This window comes from Komagataeibacter xylinus (genome assembly GCF_009834365.1).
GTDB classification, from domain to species: Bacteria; Pseudomonadota; Alphaproteobacteria; order Acetobacterales; family Acetobacteraceae; genus Komagataeibacter; species Komagataeibacter xylinus_D.
The window spans coordinates 3,184,280-3,206,887 of record NZ_CP041348.1 but is presented as its reverse complement, the minus strand read 5'-3'; the positions used below and the strand labels follow the sequence as shown (position 1 = coordinate 3,206,887).

Genomic DNA, 22,608 nt, shown 5'->3' with positions numbered 1-22,608 from the left:
GGTGGCGCATCATCCTACGGCCTTGCCAGCCAGGTGCGGTAGAAAACAGGCCGCCCCACGGCCTCGAAATGCATGTCGTGCACGCGGGCCGACCCCGCATAGACCTGCGGCTCCTCGAATATCGGAATACTGTAGCCCTTTGACAGAATGTCGGCCTGCACGCGACCGAGATCAGCCAGGCGGGTGGCGGGGTCGGTGTCGGAGGCAACCGTGTCGAGCAGCCCGTTGAGTTCGGGGTCGACAAAGTGATCCACATGGCGGCTCTGTCCGCCTTTTTGCAGCAGCACGTTGCGGTTGGTGGGGTAGAACGCACTCTTGATCACATCGGGGTCGGCGCGGCCCACCTCGGCATGAAACAGGGGCGTGACGGCAGGGTTGAGATTGTCGAGCACCGTCATGGCCGGGCTGCCTGACAGAATGGTCAGTTGCACGCCTACCTTGCGCCATTGCTGGGCCAGCAGCACCAGCATGCTCCGGCTCTGCGGCTGGGGCAGGGCCTCATGCACGGCCAGCGCAAGCGCCACCCCATTGCGCCGCCGCCAGCCATCGGCATCAAGCGTCCATCCGGCCTCATCGAGCAGGCGGGTGGCGAGGGCGGGGTCATAGGTCAGGTCGGCAGCATGGTCGACAAAGCCCTGCGCATCGGCGGCAATGACCGAACGCGCCAGCGGGTAATGGGGGGAATACAGCGTGCGCAGGATGTCGGGCCGGTCGGTTGCGTGCAGCAGGGCCAGGCGCACGCGCGGGTCGGCCACCAGCGGGTTGTCAGGGCGGAAGACCACGCTGTTGTTCACCCCACGGGTGGAGGCGGCGTAGATGGTATCGCCATGGCGGGTGATCTGTTCTTCATCATAGGCCTCGACCGCGCGGGCGAAATCGGCCTGGCCTGCAATGAAGGCACCGATGCGGATGCTGTCTTCCGGCACCACGATGATGCGTACGCCCGCCAGCCGGCTTGGCCCCTGCGGGGCAAGCTGGTCAGGCCCCCAGGCATAGTCGGGGCGGCGAACCAGATCGACCGACTTGCCCGGCACCTCGTCGTGCACCATAAACGGCCCGGAACCGATGACATGCCGCGCGTCGCCCCATTCATCAAGCGGGCGGCGCAGGCTTGCGGGCGAAACCAGTCCCGAGCCGATGACCGACGTGCCCTGCAAAAAGCCGGGCGAAGGCCGGCTGAAGTAAAAGCGCACCGTCAGCGGGTCGATGACCTCGCTGCGTTCGTAATTGTTGATGACCTCGGAGGGCGGCAGGTGCAGCGCGCGGTTGCCCTTGCCAAATGTATCGTAATTGAGCGCTACGGCCGCCGCATCAACCGGCGTGCCATCGGAGAAGGTGACGCCGGGGCGCAGCGTGAAGGTAAAGACGGTGCTGTCGTCATTTACGGTCCACGCGGTTGCGATCCACGGCTCGATTTTGAGCGTGTCGGTGTTCTGCCATGTCAGCCGGTCCGTGATCTGGGCCAGGATGCCGCCATTGGGGTAGAAGCCGCCAGCAGGGGGGTAGAGGTTCTTGTGGGGCTGCTTTTCAAGGTAGAGCAGCGTGCCGCCGGGTGTGGCGGCATCGGTTGCCCGTGCGGGAGCAGGGGCGTGAAAAGCCAGGCACGCGGCCAGCGCAAGCACTGGCCGCGATGAGGGCATGACGGCACGAAACGGATGAGGCATGCGGTGCGGGCCAGTCAGAACGTGTATCCAAGGCGTGCATAGTAATATCCGCCTTCATACCCGCCGGGCGCGGTCATGGGGTAGGCAAACACGCCACTGCTTTCCTTGAGCGCCTGCTTATTGGTGCGGGTCGGATACTTGTTGAACAGGTTATTGGCCCCCAGCGTGATGACAAAACCATGGCCCACCCGCGCCGAGGCTTCAAGGTTTGTTATCACCTGCGGGCGCACATGGGTCCAGTAAGCACCCGGATCGCTCTGGTAGACAAGCCAGGCCACCCCGGCATAGCGCTGTTCCTGCACAAAGACGCTGTAGCGGCCCTTACTCCAGTTGAGCGAGAAGGATTCCTTGTTCTTGGGCGAGGAACGCAGCAGTTCCGTCTCGGCCGCCTTTGAGAAGTAGGTCTGCCCCAGCGTGGTCAGGATGCCCGGCGTGGAGGCGTAATGGGTCATTTCCGTATCGGCCGCATTGGCCTGCACGGAGCCGATCAGCACGCCGTAGGAGGGCTTGATGGGGAATTTGTAGCTGATCTTGGCCGTAAAGCCGTTGGTGGTGGTATTGCCGATGTTGGTCATGTAGCTGGCATAGGTGATATTGTCGCCCACGCCATGGGCCGAAAGGTAGTCGGCCATGACCGTGCCGGAAAAGGCGCTGGTGCTCTCGATGCGGTCATTGATGTCGATGCGGTAGCCATCAACCGAGAGCTGCAGGTCGCGCACCGGCTTCCAGTCCAGCCCGATGCTGTAGCTGCGCGAGTATTCGCCCTTGGGGTTGTGCGAACCGAGCAGGCGCGCGACATCGTTGGTCTGTGACAGGTTGACGGTGGTATAGCCAGGCCCCGAACTCGTGGCGTCGTAATGGATCGCGCCCAGCGTGGGCGGGCGGTAGCCGGTATTGACGTTGGCGTGGATCGAGAAGTTCCTGGTAAAGTTGTAGCGCGTGCCGATCGAGCCCGTGGGTGCTGTGGTAGTGTCGGAATAGTTCACCACATGGCCACCGATCGTCCATTCCCATTTGGGGGTGACGAAAATGTCCAGCCCTACATGGCCATCAAAAATGTCACGCGACCAGTTGCCTGCATTGCTGGGCTGAAAGCCGTTATAGCCGGTGGCACCGGGTGAGTTGCTGCCGGTGTATTCCGGCCCCGTGGCCCAGGACTGATAGTCGCCCGCGCCGATCTGGTAGGTGTCATGCCGGTATTCCAGCCCCCAGTCGAGCACGGCGGGCTTGGGCAGCGCACGGCTTGTGAACCGCTTGGAAAATTTGGCGCCCCCAATCAGCTCGGCATTGATGATCTTGCCCTGGTTGAAGCTGGTCTGGCTCAGCGCGCCAAAGGTGGGGTTGTTGTCGTCATAGACGCCCTCATTGACCTGCTCGCGCCCGAACGAGGCATAGGTATTCCATGCAACGCCCGCGGGCATGGTGCCGCGCAGGCCGCCATTGACCTGAAAATCCATTTCATCGAACGTTTCGATCGGCTCAAACCCGTTTGGGTGGAGCGATGGCACGTTGTTGATGTTGTTGGGCCCGCGGATGAAGCCGATGCGGTCGGTGCTGCGATGGGCGAGGGTGGCGGTGCCATAGGCCTCGACCGAGCGGCTGATGGGCATATGCGCGTTGAAGCTGAACAGTTCAGACAGTGAACGGCTGATGCCTTCAATGCGGTTTACATCGCCCAGCGTGGGGTTGATGCCATCGCGGTGGGTGGGGAGCTGGTTCTGCACCTGCCAGGCCAGATCCATGCCACCACCTTTGGTACCGAGCTGGCGCTCAAGGTCGCCGTAGGCGGTAATGCCCTGGCCATCGCCCCGGTAATAGCCACTGTTCTGGATGTTGGCAGTGCCACCATTGCGGCTGCCCGCCTTGAGCACGATGTTGATCGCGCCGCCAATGGCGTCCTGCCCGTACAGCGCGGTAGCCCCCTCGGTCACGATTTCCACATGGTCGATCGCGCTGAGCGGGATCAGGCTCAGGTCAGCGGGTTCCGTGCCCTGGGCGGGGCCATAGTTCCAGTTGCCAATGGCGCTGGCATGACGGCGCACGCCATTGACGAGCACGAGCGTTTCATCCGCATTGAGGTTGCGCAGGATGACGGTCTGGGTGGGGGTGGTGGAATAACCGCCGCCGCCGCCGCCCGGGGGGGCGTTAATCTCGGGCGAGGACTGCTGGAGTGCCGCGATCACGTTTGTCTGCCCGGTCTTGAGCAGGTCGGCCCCCGTTACAACCGCGACACGCGTGGTGCTGTGGCGCGGGGTGGAGGTGCGGAAGGCAGGCGAGACATCGCTCACATCCTTGGTGGTGGTGATGCGTTCGACCGCCGGATCAGCCCAGGCGTAGATAGGGGGGCAGGACACGGATACCACACCCGTCAGAAGGACAATTTTCGAGAGCCGTGCCGGCTTGGGGTGCGTGTTCATCCTGCGTCTTTCCTAGACTGAAGCCCGGTGGTGGGCTTGGTGCAGAGTCCTGTTTCCTGCCGTGCTATATTAATTCCACGTCATTGATGTGTGTATAATTCTCCAGAAATAACCCGGTCAACGGGAAAATATGGTTTTACCGTGTAATTACGTTATTTATGATGCCCGGTGTGCATAATAGTCACACTCACCCCTGCAATCCTGGCGCCCTGTGTCCATGCCATATTGCCGCAATTGAACAGGATTTATGGCAGAAAACCGGGAGGAACGGTCCGGCAGCTCGGATGATCGCAAGCCATGGGGGTTATTTTAAAACTGCATGATGGCGATATGGCCATGATGGCTTTCCTGACTGTTCTGACCTGTCTGATTCTTAACGAACAGGCGATAATTCCGTTCACTTGTTTCGTTTTTGAATCATCTTTTCATGGCTGCCATCGATAAGGGTCAGCAGAAGGAATAATTCACTATTTAAATAGTTAGTTATGTCGCAAGGCCATAGACCGGGAGCACCCCCACCGGGCCGGGTAAGCGGAAAGGTTCAGCTTCCGGTCTGCCTTTGTGTTCAGGAGGCATGTGCAAGGCTGGGGGGTGGCGGATGATTGCACGGCGCAACATGGCGGGACATGCAGGGGTGGCATGCCTGCACCCGGCCCCTGGCAGGGTAATGATACAGTACTGTGACAATCCGCCATTGTTTTGTCGCGCCGGGCCTGCACGATGGCAATATAAGGAGTAAGGATGATGACTCGTACAAAATCATGGACCGTGGCCTTTGTTGCGATGGCGCTTGCACTTGCGCCCGTAGCAGGGCCCTCCATTGCGCATGCCCAGCACGGCCCCGGTGGCGGTGGTCCCGGTGGTGGCGGCCATGGCGGTGGATTTGGTGGCGGTGGGCCGGGTGGCCACGGCGGCGGCGGTTTTGGTGGTCCCGGTGGGGGTGGTTTCCGGGGGGGGCCGCATGGCGGTCCGGGCGGTCCGGGCGGTGGTCCACGTGGTGGCGGCTGGGATCGCGGCGGCTGGGGTGGTGGCGGTTGGGATCGTGGCCCCGGCTGGTACGGACCGCCGCCTTACCCGTATGACGGGTACGGATATGGATATGGATATGGTTATCCCGGTTATTACTATCCCTATGGCGGTTATGTCGGGGGCTGGGGTTGGGGCGGCTGGTAAACCCGGCTGAAGCTTGCTGAAAAAAGCTTTACCTGAAAACGCCTCCTGTTTTTTATCTTTTACGGGCGGTTGGCCTGCCTGCTTCGCAGGGCAAGGAGGCTGGCCGCCAGCAGACCACCAGACGACAGGGCAGCAAACCATGAAAGCAGCCCCATAACAGGTCCCTGCACACCCACGGCCAGCCCCAGCGCCCCAAGGGGCAGCCCCAGCCGCATCATGCGGGCGAGGCGCTGGCCGGTGGGGCCACGAGCGGGCAGCCCGTAGCGCATGGGCCACAGGGCGGCATGACCCATAAAGCCTGCAAGCCATAGCGCGACAAGAAACAGGAAGGTCATGCGCCCCGCCGCCCCAGCCTGTGGCAGGCATAAAGCGCCAGCATTGCTGCGGCTGCCCCCATGCCATCTACCGCCATGTGCAGCCCCGGCAGCGCATGCAACGCGGCAGGGCAGCACAGCAGGTCCAGCACCGGCAGGCCTATGCCTAGTAGCCCGACAAGGCCAAGCTGTGCCCGCCATGCACAGTGTGCCTGCCCGCGCAGGGCCTGAAAGAGGGCATGCAGCGCACATAGCGCCCATACAGCAAAGAAAATCGTGGTTTCCCAGTCCTCACGCCCGGTCAGGCTGGCGGGTACAAGCCGGTTGCCCTCCAAAAACGCCAGCATGGCAGCGGGTAGCCCGGCAATGACCGCCATGTTCAGCCCATCGGCCAGCCGGTGTGCCCCTGTGTGGCCCGCATGGCGGCGGCGCTTCATCACGAACAGGACCAGCCCGCTGGCCATGACAGCGGTGCCGCACAGGCCGGACAGGAAATACAGCCACCGTAAACCCGGCGGCGCAAAACGGGCATAATGCACCCCGTGCATGAACTGCATGGTGCGGGCGATGGGGGTGGTGGTTGTATCGACCGGAAGGGGGCGCCCCTCGGGTAGGCTGAAATCGGCATGGTCACGGGTGATGAACGCGCTGCTGGCGTCACCCGCGAAGATGGATACGCGCTGCGGTGCAAAAAGAATGAAACCCGGCTCCTGGCCCGCGAGACTGGCACGCGCCTGAGCCAGCAGGGGTGCCAGCCGCAATTGCGTTATGTCCGGCATCGGGGTAGGGGGCGGCGCAGATACCTGCAAAGACCGCACGGGGCGCGGGGCCGCAGGCACGATCATGTCTGCCTTAACCAGCACGCCCGTATAGGCCATCATGACCATGAAGGGCAGGAACAGCACGCCCGCCAGCAGATGCGCATCAAGCCACGCCCGCAGCCGGGCCGCCGAAAGGCGCAGCAGGATGATATCAGGCAGCAGCGCGTGCAGATGAATGACAACGCCGGATATAATGGCAACCAGAAGGGCCATTCCGGCAATATTGACAATAACCGTGCCCGCCTGCGGGCCAAGAAACAGGGTATGGTGAAAGTTATAGAACAGCCCACCTCCTGCCGTGACGCGCGCCGGTATGACCTCGCCCGTGGCCGGGTCAAGCTGCGCGCCAACAAATTCATGGCCATTGTAATGCAGCACGTCCAGCGTGGACGAGCGGACCGAGGGCAGGGCGATAAAGGCTGATACGCCACGGGCCTGCCCGGCTGCGACCAGACGCGTGGCCGCATCAAGCGCCGCAGCGCCAGGCGGCACAGGGGTGGTCAGCTGCACTTCGGGCTGCATCCAGCGCGTGATTTCCATATTGAACACCGCAACGCTGCCAGTGGCGAAGATGCAGGTCAGCACCAGCCCGGCCCCATAGCCAAGCCAGCCATGCAGCCAGCCAAGGCGGGTACGCAGGGTTTCGCGCATCAGGCTGCAAACAGCCTCAGGCCCACGGCAAGGCCGCCACAGCCCGCTACCAGCAGCAACCCCGTATGCCGTTTCCATGCGCCAAAACCCACCACCACCATGACTGGCAGGCCAAAAAGCGCGATCATCTGACCCAGATGGACGCGGTCGGTCCCGGCAGTACCTGCGGCAATGCCCGCCACCAGCAGCCGGGCGACGCCATAAGCCAGCAGGCAGGCGACTACGGCACAGGCCACCCTGTTGCGGTTGAGGCGTGCGGTGCGCGCAAGCCGGTCAGGTGCCACGGTGTGCTCTATGTGAGGAACAGGTTCATTAATGCGACGCATTTGCATTGCATGCCTATGCCACACAATACCCCGCCCTGCGAAGCCCCGGCGCCGATATTATTCTGCTCCAAATCTGTCTGGTATGCAGGCGCGTAAGGGCATGACGTTGCCCCGATCAAATTGAAGATAAGAGTTTTTTGGTGCCGCCTTTTTTCAAAAAGGCGGCGTTTGATGAAGCGTTATAAAAAACTTCTCCCGGTTACAGGATTGTTGTAGCATTTTACGCTGGCTGCCCTGCGGGCGGCGTGAGGCGGCCAGGATTGGCTTTCCAGTCGCGCAGGGCTTCCTCGCAATAGGGCAGCACCTCGAACACGGCCATGGCCCCGAGCGCGCCCAGAGCGTAGCGCAGGCCCAGCGGTACGCGCTTGAGGCGGATGGGGTGGGAGCGGATCACCTTGCGCCCCAGCAGCGCCTGAAGCTGCGGCCAGTGCAGCACGGCCACCAGTGCAACGGCCAGCAGTGGTACCATTTCAAGAAAGCTGTGCACATGCTGCTCGACGGGCTGTACCTCGCGCCGGGTTACGGCATAGCTTACATCCCACATCGCCGTGGCTTCATGCACGAAAAACGACGCGATCATCAGCGACAGCACCGGGGCGTCGATTTCCAGGAACAGGCCCGCCAGCACCGGGAAGGCGGCTTCGCCGAGCATGAGCAGATGGATGCCGGTTTCCTTCAGCCCGGTCGTGTGCTCGATATCCGTGCGGCGGTGGCACCACCAGTCGGTCAGGCCAGCTGTCAGCCACAGCGGAATGACAAAATACTGGATCATCTTGCGCGCGACCTGCCGTGTCGTGTCGGTTTCGGCGGGTTCGCGCTCATGCGGTTCGGGGTGGGCTGCGGGCGGGGATGCGTGCGCCGTGGCCACGGGGGCATCGGCTTCAACCCTGCGCCCGCGCCACCAGGCCACAAAACCGGCCCCCAGCGTGGCAGCGCCCGCGCACAGCATGGTGGTGGCGTAATAGCGCAGGAAAGTCGGGTTCTTCATCATCTCGGTGCCCTCCCTTTACTGCGCTGCGCGCTGGGGGGCTTTGGCAAACAGGGCGATGATGGCCGGGCAGAACGCCTTGAGGTCATGCGGGTTGCGCGATGTGACCAGCGTGCCATCGCTCACCACCTCGCGGTCCACCCAGTGCGCGCCTGCATTGGTCAGGTCCACGCGCAGCGAGGGCCATGAGGTGAGTGTGTGCCCGCGCACGCCCTCGGCGTTGATCAGCGTCCATGCACCATGGCAGATGGCGGCAATGGGCTTGCCCGCCTGCACGAATGCCCGCACGAAGCCTACGGCCTGCTCGTCCATGCGCAGGTGGTCGGGGCTGGTCGTGCCGCCGGGCAGGACAAGACCGTCAAAATCATCGGCGCTGGCCTTGTCGACCGGCATGTCCACATGTAGCCGCCGGGTGGGGTTTACATCGGCTTTCATGGCCTGGATTTCACCGGCTTCGGGGGCGACAAGCACCGTATGGGCGCCAGCCGCGCGCAGGGCTGCCGCCGGTTCGCTCAGTTCCACATCCTCCACGCCATTGGTGGCCAGAAAGGCTATGGTGCGGCCAGCCAGCGTGCCGTGAGCCGTGGGGGCCTGCGGGCTGGAACTATGTATGGATGAGTCTGACATTGCGCCGGATGCATGGATGGCCATGGCTGTTCTCCGTCTGCTGTAAAATAAGGTATTGCTGCAGGCTGGTGCCTGCACGGGCATGAACCGCCCCCGGAAAAGGGGGGGGCTGCGCCCGCTTCAAAGGTGTTTGGCAGGCAGATGGCCTGCCTGTCGTAAAAAAGTTTTTGGTGAAGCTTTTTTCAAAAAACTTCACAGAACGCCGCCTTTTTTAAAAAGGCGGCACCCAAAAACTCTTATCGTTTCCCATGAATGATTTATTTTCAGGCACCCTTTCAACGGGCCCCATCATGCCGAATAGGGATGACAGCTCACTTCGTATTGTGCGGCTGTGAGCGTGGGCCGGTGGTGCGCCCCTGCGAAGGCGGGTCGCTGGCGGGAAAGCTCTCGTCAAGCGCTTCGTCGCGGCCTTCGTCTTCATGTTCCTCGGCGGGGGTGGGCTGTTTTTCTTCCTTGGGGTCAGGGCTGCTGGACATGATCATGTGTCCTTGTTCTGGAGTGGTGGTGGTGGGGGCGGCGGGTCATCAAACGGATCGGGACCGTCTGGTCCTGCCGGCGGCGGGTCACGCAATGGCGGTGGTGGGCCCGGCGGGGGCATGGGCGGCTGGCCACAGGGAAGGTACATGCCTGTTCTCACATAAGGCACGGAGCCGCACAGTATCGGGCGCAGGCTCCGTGTGGCTGCATGGCTTACTGTTCGCTGCTATCAGCGGGGGAGGGTGTCTTGTTCCCGCCGCGGCTGCTGCGCCCTTCCGATCCGGGATGGGTATGGCTGTAGCTGTGGCTGTGGCCATTCGGGGTGGCGCTGCCAGAGGAATCATTATTGTTCGGCGGCTGCGTGCCGGGCTGTTCGTCCACGGTGCGCGGATTGTTCCACAGCTTGTCCGACGGTTCGACGCGCTGGCCGTTTGTGGAGGTGGCCGAGGGCGGGTTGCGACCCACCTGCGAGGCCGCCGAATTGGCCGTGGGGGCTGCCGCGCCGCCCATGTCGGACTGCGCTACGGCAAGGGCGGGTACACTTGCCACGACGGCTGCAAGCAAGGTGGAATGCAGAATCTTTTTCATGGTTGTGTCTTCTTTCATTTTTGGGGTGCACCACGCATTAAAGACATCACGCTTGGCAAAGGTTGCATCATGCGCCTGCGTGCCGTGTGAATACTTCTGCGCGGTGTGAATGCGGGCATGAATACTGAACGGACTGCCCGTCGTGCCGTCAGGGTTTTCTGGCAGGCGTTGCGCCGTGCTGGTTTTCGGGGTGGGCGTGTTCGTCGCAGCCTTCGGCGCAGTGCTGCTGCGTGCCTTTGTGGCTGGTGGCTTCGACCCGTTCGTCATTGTCGAGGCTGGATTCCGGCTCGTCCTCGCCCTTGCGGGGCTTGCCGTGCCCTTCAGCCTTTGGGGCGGCATGGCCTTCATCCACGGGGGTTGAAGGGGCATCGCCGCCACGCGCGCGCTGGTGCGTAAGGTAAGACATGATCCCTGTCCTTTATGGAAAGGCAGCAGTAAAAAACCGCGTCTTTTCTGCTGTCTGTCAGTCAACGGCACACGCGGGGGATGGTTCGGGCCTTTTGCACGGGTGGTGGTAAATTAATAAGTGATGCCGCTGCGCCTGAAACCACATCCATCCGTCATGCAACTCCCTGCGGTGGCGGCCCGAGTGTAACGGTCACGATATGGATCGCGCCATCATCCACCATCCCGATCGGGTCGGTGGCGGGCAGGGCCGCGCCATCGAGCACGACATGGCGCACGCCCGTGCTTACATGCTCGGGGTTGCTGACCGTTATGGCGTAGGTGGCGGTGCGCCAGCGCAACTGCGCCGTGAATTCGGGCCACCCGGGCGGAATGCACGGGTCAACAACCAGCGTCGTGCCCAGCACGCGCAGGCCAAGCAGGGTTTCCACGCCCACGCGCTGCATCCACCCGGCCGATCCGGTGTACCACGACCAGCCGCCGCGCCCCACATGCGGCGGGCGGGAATAGATGTCGGCTGCGACAACATAGGGTTCCAGCCGGTAACGTCCGGCGGCTTCGGCGGTCAGGCTGTGGTTAATGGGGTTGATGAGGTGCAGCAGGGCATGCGCCTGCGCCCCGTCGCCCAGTGCTGCGAAGGCCATGACGGTCCACAGGGCGGCATGGGTGTACTGGCCGCCATTTTCACGTATGCCGGGCGGGTAGCCACGAATATAGCCCGGATCAGGGCCGATGGTGTCAAAGGGCGGGGCGAGTACCAGCACCAGCCCTTCATCGGCGCGCACCAGCCGTGCGCGCACCGAGCGCATGGCATGGGCCACCCGGTCGGGTGCGCCCACGCCGGACAGCACCGACCATGACTGGGATATGGCATCGATCTGGCATTCCGCGCTGGTATGCGACCCCAGTGGCGTGCCGTCATCAAAATAGGCGCGCAGGTACCAGTCGCCGTCCCACGTGGCCTCGAGTGCTGTTGCTAGGGCCTGCCTGTGTGCTTCCCATGCCTGGGCGCGCGCGTTTTCGCCCCGGGCGCGCCAGCGGAATGAAGGTGCCCAGGGCCGCGTGCAGGAACCAGCCCAGCCACACGCTCTCGCCCCTGCCATGTTCGCCCACGCGGTTCATGCCGTCGTTCCAGTCACCCGTGCCCATCAGCGGCAGGCCATGCGCGCCGGTGGCCAGCGCATGATCGAGCGCGCGGGCGCAGTGCTCGAACAGGGTGCCCGTTTGCGATGAGACCGTCGGGATCATGAAGCGGTCATGTTCTTCGATTGGCAGGGGCGGTGCTTCGAGGAAGGGGATGATCTCGTCAAGCACCCCGCCGTCGCCCGTTGTGCTGACATAATGCGCCACCGTATAGGCAAGCCATGCCCGGTCATCGGAGATATGGGTGCGCACGCCCGCGCCGGTCTGGGGCAGCCACCAGTGCTGCACGTCGCCCTCCACAAACTGGCGGCTGGCCGCGCGCAAAAGGTGGGCGCGCACGGCTGCGGGGCGGCATAGCGCCAGCGCCATGCCATCTTGCAGCTGGTCGCGAAAGCCATAGGCCCCGCTGGCCTGATAGAAGCCCGCCCGTGCCCAGACCCGGCTGGCTAACGTCTGGTACAGCAGCCAGCCATTGAGCATGATGTCGAGCGAGCGGTCGGGCGTGCTGACCTGTATGGAGCCGGTCACCTGCTCCCACCGGGCGGTTGCGTCTTCTAGCACGCGGTCAAGATTGGCTGAGCGGTAATGGGTGATGAGGCGGCGGGCGTCGGCCTCGTTTTCACCTTCGCCCAGCAGGAACACGATCTCGACACGCCCGCCCGGCGGCAGGGTGGCCATGGTCTGCACCACGCCGCACGGGTCCAGCCCCGCGCCGGTGCGGCCCTGCACGCCGTTTGGGCGGGTGAAGGCGGCAGGGTTCTCCACACTGCCATTGCGCCCGATGAAGGCCGTGCGATCCCCGGAACTCGCACTCAGGTAGCCGCCCATATCGACAAAGGCGACGCGCCCGGCATATTCCGCCTGCCAGCGGTTGTGTGCGAACAGAGCACCCGTTTCGCCATCGCGCTCGGTCAGGATGAAGGGGGCGGACTTGCTGCGCGCGGGGCCGAGCACCCATTCCACATAGGCCGTGACCGACAGGGTGCGCGGCTGGGCCGACAGGTTGCGCAGTTGTATGCGCGTGATCTTGACCGCATCAGTAGGCGGCACGTACTGCAAAAGCGTGCTGGCAATGCCGTGGGCTACGCGGTCCTGCCGTGTGTAGCCGCGCCCGTGGCGGGTGACGTAGGTTGCTGCCGCGTCGCGCCGTGTCGCAGCAGCAGGGCACCACAGCGTGCCGCTGTTCTCGTCGCGCAGGTAGATGATCTCGCCGGCATGGTCGCTGACCGGGTCGTTCGACCACGGGGTGAGCTGGTGCTCGCGGCTGTTGCCCGACCAGGTATGGCCGCTGCCTTCCGCCGTGACCTGAAAGCCGAATGTCTCGTTGGTGATGATGTTGACCCACGGCGCGGGCGTGGTCTGGCCGGGGCCAAGCACGATGATGTATTCGCGCCCGTCCTGTGCAAAGCCACCATGTCCGTTAAAGAATTCAAGCGCTGGCACCGGTGGCGCGCCAAAGGCCGTGGCGGGCTGGCGCGGCACGGCGGGCGCGGGCGGGCGGGAGCGTGCCAGCGGGCCTTCGGCCAGGTCAAGCTGTTCGGCCAGCCCCTGGCCTGCCACCAGCACCACGCGCGCAATCGACACGATCAGATCCAGCACCACGGGTGTTACGAGATCGGCACGCAGCACGCGCACCGAACCCGCCGTACTGGGCGTGCGCGGCGTGGCATGCACCATCTGGTCGAGTGCCACCTGCAGGTCCTGCATGTAGGAGGACGGATGTTCATTGATGATGACAAGATCCACCGCCACCTGCTTGAGGCGCAGATATTCCTGCGCCACAAGCAACAGGCGCACCAGAGCCGTGTCATCCGCCGCCCTTATGCGCAGCACGAGCAGCGGCAGGTCGCCTGAAATGCCCTGCGCCCACAGCAGCGGCTGCGGCCCGGCACCTCGGGCAATGGTCGCGGCATCGGCACGCAGGGCCGGACCTGCGTATAGGATGTGGCCCGCAAGGCGCTGGAACAGGTCCGCTGTGGTGGGGCTGATGTCGAGATGGCGCAACTGCACCTGCGCCTGCGTCCAGGCCAGCGTGCGCACGCGCTCGAAGGCAGTGGTGTCCTGATGGGTGTCGATCATGTCCAGCAGGGCGGCGCGGGTGGGGGCTGCCATGGTCCACAACGTGAGGCGCGCCATGGCGCCAGGGCGGATGGAGAGCGTGGTGCGGATGGCAAAGGCCGGGTCGAGCACCGTGCCGATGGCACCCGACAGGCGTGCGTGCGCATTTAGGGCCGCGGGGTCATGCACATCATGGCGGCGGCCGATAAAGTGGGCGCGGTCGGTTTCCACCTCGACTGCGCTGTCACACACGGCCATCTGCGCCACCCATATCCCGGCCTCATCGGGCGCGCGCCTGCGGCGGGTGGCAATCAGCGCGCGGGATTCGGCCAGGTATTCGGTCTGCACGAACAGCTTGGTGAAGGCCGGGTGCGCCAGATCGGCATCCTGCCCAAGCAGGGCCAGTTCGCTGTAGCTGGTGACCTCAAGCTCCATTGCCTCGCTGCCTGCGTTGTAGAGCGAAAGCTGGCGGGCCTCGGCGTCATCCTCGGCGGAGACGAATATTTCCAGTGTCGTGGTCAGGTTGCCGTCACGGCGGCCGAACTCGGCGCGGTCTTCATGAAAGGCCACGCCGTATTCATCGGGTCGCGCGGCGCAGGGCTGCATTGTGGCGGACCATACCCGGCCCGTGCTGCGGTCGCGCAGGTAGATGTACTGGCCGTATTCATCGCATGTCATGTCCTCGCGCCAGCGCGTGATGGCGTGGCCGAGCCAGCGGCTGTAGCCCGACCCCGCTGCCGTGAGCATGACCGTGTACCGCCCGTTGGAAAGCAGATGGGTTACCGGCTGCACCGTGTCGGCCCGGTCAAGATAACGGCCCGCAGGCATTGTGACGGCCGGGGCGGGCACCTTGCTGTCATCTTCAAGCGGGAGGGGCCGGGCCACGGCACCCCGGCGCGGCGCGCGTTCCTGCAACAGCAGTTCGGCCGAGGCCATGAGCGGATCATCATGAAAGCGCGTGCGCATGATACCCCCCATGAGCGTATCGGCCACCGCAAGGATCGACATGCCCTGATGGTGCGCCATATAGGCCCGTATGATCGCGACAGGGCTGCGGTCAGGCACGCGGCCGGGCGTGTAATCGAGTGATTCATAAAACCCGTACCGGCCCAGCGCGCCGGTTTTTTCCAGCACGTACAGGTTGGCCACTGCCTTTTGCGGGTCGACCATGGCGGCAAGCGCCGTGGCGTAGGGGGCCACGACCCGGTCCAGCCCCAGCCCGCGCTTGAGCCCCAGTCCCGGCACGCCGAAGTTGGAATACTGGTAGGTATATTCCAGGTCGCGCACGTTATAGGCCGATTCCGATATGCCCCACGGCAGGCCGCGTGCCTGCCCGTAGGCGATCTGGCGCTGCACGATCAGCGTATTGGTCTGTTCGAGCAGGCTGCCCATGGGCGCGCGCATGACCAGCGAGGGCATGAGATATTCAAACATCGAGCCCGACCACGACACCAGCGCCGCCCCGTTGCCCACCGGAGTGATGGAGCGGCCAAGACGGAACCAGTCCTGGGCGGGCATGTCGCCCTTGGCGATGGCGAAAAACACCGCCAGCCGTGCTTCGGAGGCCAGAAGGTCGTAGCAGTTCGTGTCCTGCGTATCTTCCGTTACAAGGTAGCCGATCGAGAGCAGCTTGCGGGCGGGGTCGCACAGGAATTTGAAATCCATCTCCTGCGCCATGTGCCGTGCCGCCTGCGCGATGGCCATAAGGCGCGGCCCAAGGCCTGCGTACAGGTCCGGGTCAAGGTCGCGCTCGTGGCTCTCCAGCGCGCGCAGGGGGGCAGCGACCCAGAACAGCAGGTCTGTTGCGATGTCAGGCGCCGTGTCGGGCAGGTTGCTGTACAGCACGGCGGCATGATCGACCGCCGCCGCCGCCTGGCGGCGCAGGCGGGCGAGTTCGGCTGCCGACCGGGCGGCAGTGTCGGACAGGACCGCGTTTTTCAGCCCCGTGAGCAGGCGCAGCAGCTGCCGCTCGGGCGTGCTATGATTGCGGCGCACGCCCTTGCTGAAGGTGAGGTCGGCCATGGCGATGTTGAGCGCATCGGTAATGCCTTCGCGCCACGGATCGGTTTCCGGCCCGCGTTCCGCCCAGCGCTGGCACGCGCTGGCCAGCGCAATGAGGTGACCGGCCATGTTGCCGCTATCTACGCTCGAGACATAGGCAGGCTCGAGCGGGCGCAGGTCATCGGTTGCATACCAGTTGTGGAAATGCCCCCGGTAGCGTGGCATGCGCGCCAGGGTGGCGAAGGTCGCCTCCAGCCGGGCTACGGTATCAGCCAGCCCGGCCCAGCCAAAATCACGCGCGCTGATGGTGCACAGCAGGTAGAGGCCGATATTGGCGGGCGAGGTGCGACGCGCCAGCAGGGGGGTGGGATCTTCCTGAAAATTGTCAGGCGGCAGCATGTTGTCGGCGGGGGTGACATAGGTCTCGAAAAAGCGCCATGTCCGCCGCGCCGTCATGCGCAGGGCGCGGATATCGGTGCGCGAGGGGCGCGAGCGCGCGGCAATGACCGGCGTGCGGCTGGCCCACATGGCAATGGCGGGCGAAAGCCCCCACAGCACCGCCGCCGGCACGCACACGAACAGGCTCCACGGTGCCCACAGGCTGACGCCAGATGTAATGCCAGCCGCGATCACCGGCCCCGACAGCATATGCCCGTAATACCCCGCAAGGCCGGGGCGCATGCGGTCGGTCAACTGGTCGGCCGGTACCCATTGCAGCATGTGCCGCCGCGTGATGAACACGCGCACCAGCGTGCGCCCGATCGCATCGGCCATGAAGCTGGCCTGATGGGCCAGGAAGGTGATGTTGAGGAAGGTCATCACGCCTGCCTCGGCGCTGGCAGCCCCCAGCACGCTGAAATAGCTGCGCAGCGTGATCCATTCCTGCCGGGGCATGAGGTCGGCCAGCACGGGCAGGAAGGCGGGCAGGGCAATGGCCAGCAGCATGAAGGCGGTCCAGACAAGGGCCACATGAAAAGGCAGGAACCACGCCCCCACCAGTGCTGCAAGTGCCAGCGGCATGCTGAGCGTACGGCGCAGGTTGTCGAGCATCTTCCACTGCGCGATGCCGGAAACGTGGCTGCGTGGCGTGTGGCCCGCACCCGACACGACCCATGGCAGAAGCTGCCAGTCGCCGCGTGTCCAGCGATGCAGGCGCTGGGCGGCGACAAGGTAATCGGTGGGAAATTCCTCCACCACCTCGATGTCGGACACCAGTCCCGCGCGGGCAAAAATGCCCTCGAACAGGTCATGGCTGAGCAGCGTGGATTCCGGCACGCGCTGTGCAAGGGCGGCCTCGAAGGCGTCGATGTCGTATATGCCCTTGCCCGCATATGACCCTTCGCCAAACATGTCCTGGTACAGGTCGGACACGGCGGCGGAATAGGCATCTATGCCGCTGGCGCTGGCATAGATGCGCTGGAACAGCGTGCTGTGGTGGCCCACCGGCAGGGCAGGCGTTACCCGGGGCTGGAGGATGGCATAGCCTTCATGCACCCGGCCCGATACGGGGTCGAAGCGCGGGGCATTGAGCGGATGGGCGATCTTGCCGATCAGGCGGCGCACGGTTTCAAGCGGCAGGCGCGTGTCGGCATCAAGCGTGATGATGTATTTTATGGCCTGTGGCAGGGGGTGTGCTGCTGGCATGAAGGTGGTGTCGGTCGCGCCGCGCAGCAGGCGGTTGAGTTCGTGCAGCTTGCCACGCTTGCGCTCCCAGCCCATCCAGACCTGTTCGCTCTCCACCCATACCCGCCTGCGGTGCAGCACGAAAAAGCGCGTGCCACCGGGGGCGGGGCCATATTTGTGGTTGAGTTTTGCCACCCCCGCCAGAGCCGCTGCCAGCAGGGGCTGGTCATCAGGCGCGTCCGGGTTGGGGTTGTCGGGCCAGTCGGTCAGGAGGGCGAAGTGCACTGCGTCATCACGCGTGGCAAGGTAATGCACCTCGATGCGGGCCAGCAGGGCGGCTACGGTGGCGGGCGAGGTGAGCAGGGCGGGCACCACCACCATACTGCGTTGTGTGGCTGGAATTCCCTCCCTGAACTCAAATCCCGGCAGGGCGGTGGCCTGTATGACCTCAAGCGCCAGGCGGTTCACGCACGCTACCGCCGCCTCGGATGCGGGCACGAAGGCCAGCGCCGCCAGCAGCCATGAAGCCCCCCCCATCGCGGCATCGCACAACCACAGCGGCAGGGTGAGGAACAGCAGCGTCAGCGCGGTGACGACAGTGCTGTAGGCCATAATGCCGCGTGCGCAGAATGCCCGCACCAGCGTGAGCTTGGCAGGGGGACGAAAACCGATGGCGTTCTCAAGCCGTGTCCGTCCGGCCATGAGCAGGTAATAGCCGGGGTCGGCGCGGCGCGGGTCATCAGGCGTGGTGGTCTCGGCCTGCCGGGCCAGGGCCACCGCGCGTTCGGCTATGGCGATTTCGCTCAGTTCGCTGCCGCGCGCGAGTTCCTCTATGGCCTTGCGATACAGGTCGCGGCTGGCAAAATCAGCCTTGGTGAAACTGTCATACGCCGCAAACACCCGGTTGACGAGGCAGACCCGCTCGAAAGCCTCGGTCCAGTCAAACCCCGCGATCAGGCGCAGGCTGGTGATGATGTTGCGGATGGTGGCGTTGAACGCGCCCTGTTCAAGCAGGTCGTCGTGCACCGCGTCATCCATGGTGGTGCCCCGGTCGGCCAGGCGTTGCGCCAGCCATATCAGGGCGGGGTCCTTTTCCGGGTCCAGCCCGCGCGAGCGGTGGGCAAGCTGGGCGGTAAACGCATGGGTGAGCGTGTGTGGCGCCACCGAGGCGAGCAGGGCGGACAGGGCAGCGGGCGTGTCCTGCCGGCAGGCTGCAAGCCGGTCCGCCAGGGCATCGGCTTCGCGCCTGCTGGCATTGTTGGCCATGATGGCGCTCGTGACCCGGCGCAGGTTCTCGATCAGCACGATGCGCAGCGTGATGGATACGGCCCACAGTTCGCCAATGTTCAGTGGTGTCACACTCTGGTAGGCCAGCAGATAGGCGTAGAGCATGGCGGGCTGGATATTGCTGTCGGTATGCGCCACGAGCGCCCATGTCACGCCAAACACCCGTGGCAGGCCGGCAAACGGTCCGCTCGCAAGCTTGGGCAGGCGCGCGTAATAGCCCGGCGGCAGGTCGAGGTCCGTCTCGCGGATCTGCATGTCGATCAGGGCGTAATTATCGGCCAGCCACTGCGCGGCGGGGGTCAGTTGCCTGCCGGCCTGAATGGCCTCGGTAATGCGGACATCGGCCGCGCGCAGGAAGGCGCTGTTCTGCGCCAGCCTGCGTGACAGGGGCTGCCCGTATCCGCGCGGGTCCGGGGTGATGGTCTGGGCCGCGGCCAGGCTTCTGGCGTGGGCTTCGAGCCGTTCGGGGCCAAAAATCTCGCTTCTGACCGGTGCTGCATCTTCCTGCCATGCCGGTTGGGCGGTCCATCGGGGCAGGCGCGCCAGCCAGGAGCGCAACGCACCACCGGGTTGAGAGGGGCGTGTGGTGGCGTTCATGTCATGCTCCAGCCGGGCGCATGACGCTAAACCGCCATGCGCCCCTGTGTTTTCATTTGCGGAAAAGGCTTTTCCTTGGCTGTTGCGCCGGGTTGGCGAGACGGTGCGACAGGCAGGGCCGGGCCTGCGCCGGTGGTGTATCGGGCCGTGGGGACGCCAGTATGAGGGATGGGGATCTGACCGTGGCCTTGGGCTTGTCCGGGCCTTGTGCCGGGCGGGTGCAGGGTGCATCCATCGGCTGTTCTCCTTTGTCTGGAGTGGGTGGGCGCATGTAAAGGCGATGGTGCAGGCGCGCGGGGCGGAAGAGCCGCCTGCATGGCATGAACGGACACCGTGCGGTGCCGTTTCATGGCGGTGTCAGTATTTTATTTCATGCACGTAGTCATGATTGATTGACTGGTGCGCAGCGACACCAAAAAGACATGAATTATTTCCACTCATGGCCATGAATATTTTGTCAGATATCGATGGCATGGCTTGTGCGTTAAAGGCACAGGCCCGGCTGAGACAGGTATGATGTTCATGTCCAATGTAGCGCGCTTTGAGTATATCCTCATGCTGATCGTGCTTATCGTCGGGCTGGAACTGGCCGCGCGCAAGATGCGCCTGCCACCGGCTGCAGCCCTTGTGCTGGGCGGCATTGCCATTGCGCTTGCCCCCGGCCTGCCGGTGCTTGAAATCGATCCTGACCTGGTGCTGATCGTGTTCCTGCCGCCGCTTTTGCTGGCGGGGGCGTATTTTTCCGTCTGGCATGCGTTTCGCCTGCACCTGTTTGGTATCCTGCAACTTGCGGTGGGCGGGGTTGCGTTCACCACATTTGCCGTGGGGCTGGCCGCGCACTGGCTTATTCCCTCCATGCCGTGGGCGGGGTGTTTCGTGCTGGGCGCCATTGTCGCCCCACCCGATGCGGTGGCGGCCAAGGCCGTGCTCAAGCACGTGGTCCTGCCGGAGCGGATCACGACGCTGCTGGAAGGCGAAAGCCTGCTGGATGACGCGGCGAGCCTTGTCATCTACCGCTTTGCCACCGTTGCGGTGCTGACCGGCTCGTTCAGTCTTGTTCATGCCACTGTCACCTTTGCATGGCTGGCCATGGGCGGGCTGGTGGTGGGCGGCGGGCTGGGATGGCTGTGGATCAGGCTGCTGCGCCGGGTGCGCGACCGGATCCTGAGCATTACCATGACGCTGCTGCTGCCCTGGGTGGCCTATATCGGTGGCGAGTGGCTCGGGGCGTCGGGGGTCATCACCACGGTTGTGGCGGGGCTGGTGCTGGGGTGGCGGCAGCATGACGTGTTCAGCGCCGATGAGCGCCTGCGCTGGGCAGCGGTGTGGGAGGTGCTGGTGTTTTTGCTGGAATCCCTCGTTTTCGTGCTGATCGGCATGGCGCTGCATGCCATCGTGCTGCGCCACAGGGGCACGGGCTGGGTGGTGCAGGATGTGTTCGGCCCCGTCATGGGCATTGTGCTGGCGGTCATGATATCGCGCTTTGTGTGGATGGCCATGACCGAGGGGCTGCGCATCGCCTGCGTGCCGCCATCACGGCGGCCAGGCGTACGGGGGTTCATGACCTATGTTGTCGTCATGGGGTGGTGCGGCATGCGTGGCGTGGTCAGTCTGGCCATCGTGCTGGCGCTGCCCGAGGGCATGCCCGAGCGCGACATCATGCAGATCGCGACCTTCGTGGTCATTTTGGCAACCGTGCTGGGCCAGGGCACTACCATCGGCTGGCTGATCCGCATGACGGAGGGCGCGCGCGGGCAGGTGCCGGGGCAGCGGCATTACCTGTCGGTCTCGCAGGCGCGCGCCCTGATTGCCCGCGTGCAGGAGCGCGTCATGCAACATCTGGCCTATGATGCGGAGGGACAACTGGTGCATGACCGCCTGCTTGAGCAATATGCCTACCGTGCGGAACTGGCCGAGCGTTTCAGCCACGAGCAGGAGGCGCTGCAGGGGCGGCAGGATGCCCATTACCGCGCCCTGCTGGCCACCATAAAGGCAGGCCGCGCCGAACTGCTGCGCCTGCACCGCAGTGGCGAGATCCATGACGCCGTGCTGCACCAGCTTGAACATGAACTCGACCTGCAGCAGATGACAGCGGAAGGGGCTTTGATCTGAGCAGGTTTTTTCAATCATCCCCAGCGTTATTCGAAGCTTTTTGAAAAAAGCTTCACCAAGAATTTTTGTATGCTGGATCGTCTGTTTTGTGGTTACGCTTTTTGCCCCGTGTTTGTGTGGTGGGGCCGGTTATTGCAATGCGGCTGCGTTCGGGTGCAATGACAGCGGGATGAGTGTTCCGACTGCTTTCTGGCGTTCCCCCGCAGGGGGCGCCTGCGCATTGCTGCTGGCATCCGTGTTGGGGTTCGGACTGGCCAATTCGCCATGGGCCGGCGCTTATGGGGCGGTGGCGCAGTGGCCGTTCAGCGTTTCCATTCTGGGCGCAGAAGGGCCACGCACTTTGACCGCCTGGGTGTCCGATGGGCTGATGGCGCTGTTTTTCCTGACCATCATCCTCGAAATCAGGCAGGAAATCAGCGATGGCCATCTTTCCTCACCCCGCAGGGTTGCCCTGCCGCTGATTGGCGCGCTGGGCGGCATGGTGGCTCCGGCCCTTACCTACATCCTCATAACCCGTGGTGCGGCGGAGGCAGCGCGGGGATGGGCCATACCGATTGCAACCGATGCGGCCTTTACCCTGCCCATCATCCTGCTGCTCGGTGCGCGCGTAGCCCCGGCAGCACGGGTGTGGCTCATGGCGCTGGCGGTTTTTGATGATCTGCTGGGCATCGGGGTGATTGCGGTCTTCTACGGTTCAGCACCCTGCTGGCCTGCGCTGGGGGGGGCCTGCATGGTGCTGGCGGGGCTGGTTGCGGCCCGTCGCTGCGGGGTGGTCAATGCTGGCGTTTATGGGCTGGGTGGCGTGCTGTTATGGGGGCTGTGCGTGCGCGCAGGCGTGCAGCCAACGCTGGCGGGTGTGGCGGTTGGCGCCTGCCTGCCCGCCCCGCTGGCCCGACCGGGCCTGAATGCGGTTGTAACATGGCTGGTGCTGCCGCTGTTTGGTTTCCTCAATGTGGGCGTCTCGCTTGCTGGGGCGCATATGGGCATGCTGCTGGCCCCTGTGCCGCTTGGGGTCATGCTGGGGCTGGTAGTAGGCAAACCCGTGGGCGTTTTTGGCGCAAGCGTGCTGGCGGCCAGACTGGGGGTGGCAAGCCTGCCGGAGGCGACCTCGGGGCACATGCTGTTCGGGCTTTCGCTTTTATGTGGCATTGGCTTTACCATCAGCCTGTTCATTGCCAGCCTCGCCTTTACGGATGCTGCCCTGGTGGGGGCTGCGAAGCTGGGCATATTCGCAGGCTCCCTTATTGCTGCGCTGTCGGGCTGGGCATGGCTCCGTTTTGGGGGCAGGTCATAGAAGTTTCTGGTGGATTTTTTGCAAAAAGCCTCGAAAGAACGC

Annotated in this window: 14 protein-coding genes and 1 pseudogene; 3 read left to right on the top strand and 12 right to left on the bottom strand. The window is 64.1% G+C overall.

From position 1 onward, the window contains the following. Positions 1-14: 14 nt before the first annotated feature. Both FMA36_RS15355 and FMA36_RS15350 read right to left on the bottom strand, forming a co-directional pair. Positions 15-1,664, bottom strand: coding sequence for a TIGR04028 family ABC transporter substrate-binding protein (locus FMA36_RS15355; RefSeq protein WP_159263164.1), 1,650 nt, complete (start codon positions 1,662-1,664; stop codon positions 15-17). A gap of 14 nt (positions 1,665-1,678) precedes the next feature. Beyond that, positions 1,679-4,018 (bottom strand): TonB-dependent receptor plug domain-containing protein, encoded by a 2,340-nt coding sequence (locus FMA36_RS15350; protein WP_240906401.1) that lies wholly within the window; start codon positions 4,016-4,018, stop codon positions 1,679-1,681. An 804-nt stretch (positions 4,019-4,822) separates the two neighbouring features. Between FMA36_RS15350 and FMA36_RS19220 the strand changes: the two genes are divergently transcribed. Then, on the top strand, positions 4,823-5,254 hold the full coding sequence (locus FMA36_RS19220; protein ID WP_206065123.1) for a hypothetical protein: 432 nt from the start codon (positions 4,823-4,825) through the stop codon (positions 5,252-5,254). Positions 5,255-5,313: 59 nt separating this feature from the next. On the opposite strand, the gene FMA36_RS15340 is transcribed toward FMA36_RS19220, so the two are convergent. From FMA36_RS15340 to FMA36_RS15300, 10 genes and pseudogenes are all read right to left on the bottom strand, one after another. Further along, positions 5,314-5,589 (bottom strand): hypothetical protein, encoded by a 276-nt coding sequence (locus FMA36_RS15340; RefSeq protein ID WP_159263162.1) that lies wholly within the window; start codon positions 5,587-5,589, stop codon positions 5,314-5,316. Then, the gene (locus FMA36_RS15335; protein WP_159263161.1) at positions 5,586-7,040 is read right to left on the bottom strand and encodes a PepSY-associated TM helix domain-containing protein; all 1,455 of its coding nucleotides are present in this window, start codon (positions 7,038-7,040) and stop codon (positions 5,586-5,588) included. The genes FMA36_RS15340 and FMA36_RS15335 overlap by 4 nt, the downstream gene beginning before the upstream one ends. Next, the gene (locus tag FMA36_RS15330) at positions 7,040-7,324 is read right to left on the bottom strand and encodes a hypothetical protein (RefSeq protein ID WP_159263160.1); all 285 of its coding nucleotides are present in this window, start codon (positions 7,322-7,324) and stop codon (positions 7,040-7,042) included. The genes FMA36_RS15335 and FMA36_RS15330 overlap by 1 nt, the downstream gene beginning before the upstream one ends. Before the next feature lie 262 nt (positions 7,325-7,586). Then, the gene (locus tag FMA36_RS15325; protein WP_159263159.1) at positions 7,587-8,357 is read right to left on the bottom strand and encodes a hypothetical protein; all 771 of its coding nucleotides are present in this window, start codon (positions 8,355-8,357) and stop codon (positions 7,587-7,589) included. Positions 8,358-8,372: 15 nt separating this feature from the next. Further along, positions 8,373-9,005: a type 1 glutamine amidotransferase domain-containing protein gene (locus FMA36_RS15320; RefSeq protein WP_159263158.1), complete on the bottom strand. Its 633-nt coding sequence runs from the start codon at positions 9,003-9,005 to the stop codon at positions 8,373-8,375. Positions 9,006-9,292: 287 nt separating this feature from the next. Then, positions 9,293-9,457 (bottom strand): hypothetical protein, encoded by a 165-nt coding sequence (locus FMA36_RS19215; RefSeq protein ID WP_167517991.1) that lies wholly within the window; start codon positions 9,455-9,457, stop codon positions 9,293-9,295. Between the two features lie 214 nt (positions 9,458-9,671). After that, positions 9,672-10,046, bottom strand: coding sequence for a hypothetical protein (locus tag FMA36_RS15315; protein WP_240906400.1), 375 nt, complete (start codon positions 10,044-10,046; stop codon positions 9,672-9,674). A 148-nt stretch (positions 10,047-10,194) separates the two neighbouring features. Next, positions 10,195-10,452, bottom strand: a complete 258-nt coding sequence (locus tag FMA36_RS15310; protein ID WP_159263156.1) for a hypothetical protein — start codon at positions 10,450-10,452, stop codon at positions 10,195-10,197. A gap of 154 nt (positions 10,453-10,606) precedes the next feature. Next, positions 10,607-19,160: pseudogene (locus tag FMA36_RS15305) on the bottom strand (GH36-type glycosyl hydrolase domain-containing protein). Between the two features lie 52 nt (positions 19,161-19,212). Beyond that, a complete protein-coding gene (locus tag FMA36_RS15300) occupies positions 19,213-19,395 on the bottom strand; it encodes a hypothetical protein (RefSeq protein ID WP_159263155.1) in 183 nt (60 codons plus the stop codon). Between the two features lie 287 nt (positions 19,396-19,682). Here FMA36_RS15300 and FMA36_RS15295 point away from each other — a divergent pair, with 287 nt between their 5' ends. Together FMA36_RS15295 and nhaA are read left to right on the top strand one after the other, a co-directional pair. After that, the gene (locus tag FMA36_RS15295) at positions 19,683-21,272 is read left to right on the top strand and encodes a cation:proton antiporter (protein ID WP_159263154.1); all 1,590 of its coding nucleotides are present in this window, start codon (positions 19,683-19,685) and stop codon (positions 21,270-21,272) included. A 169-nt stretch (positions 21,273-21,441) separates the two neighbouring features. Then, entirely contained in the window at positions 21,442-22,566 is a 1,125-nt protein-coding gene (nhaA, locus tag FMA36_RS15290) for a Na+/H+ antiporter NhaA (RefSeq protein ID WP_159263153.1), read from the top strand. The last annotated feature ends 42 nt before the right edge of the window (positions 22,567-22,608 follow it).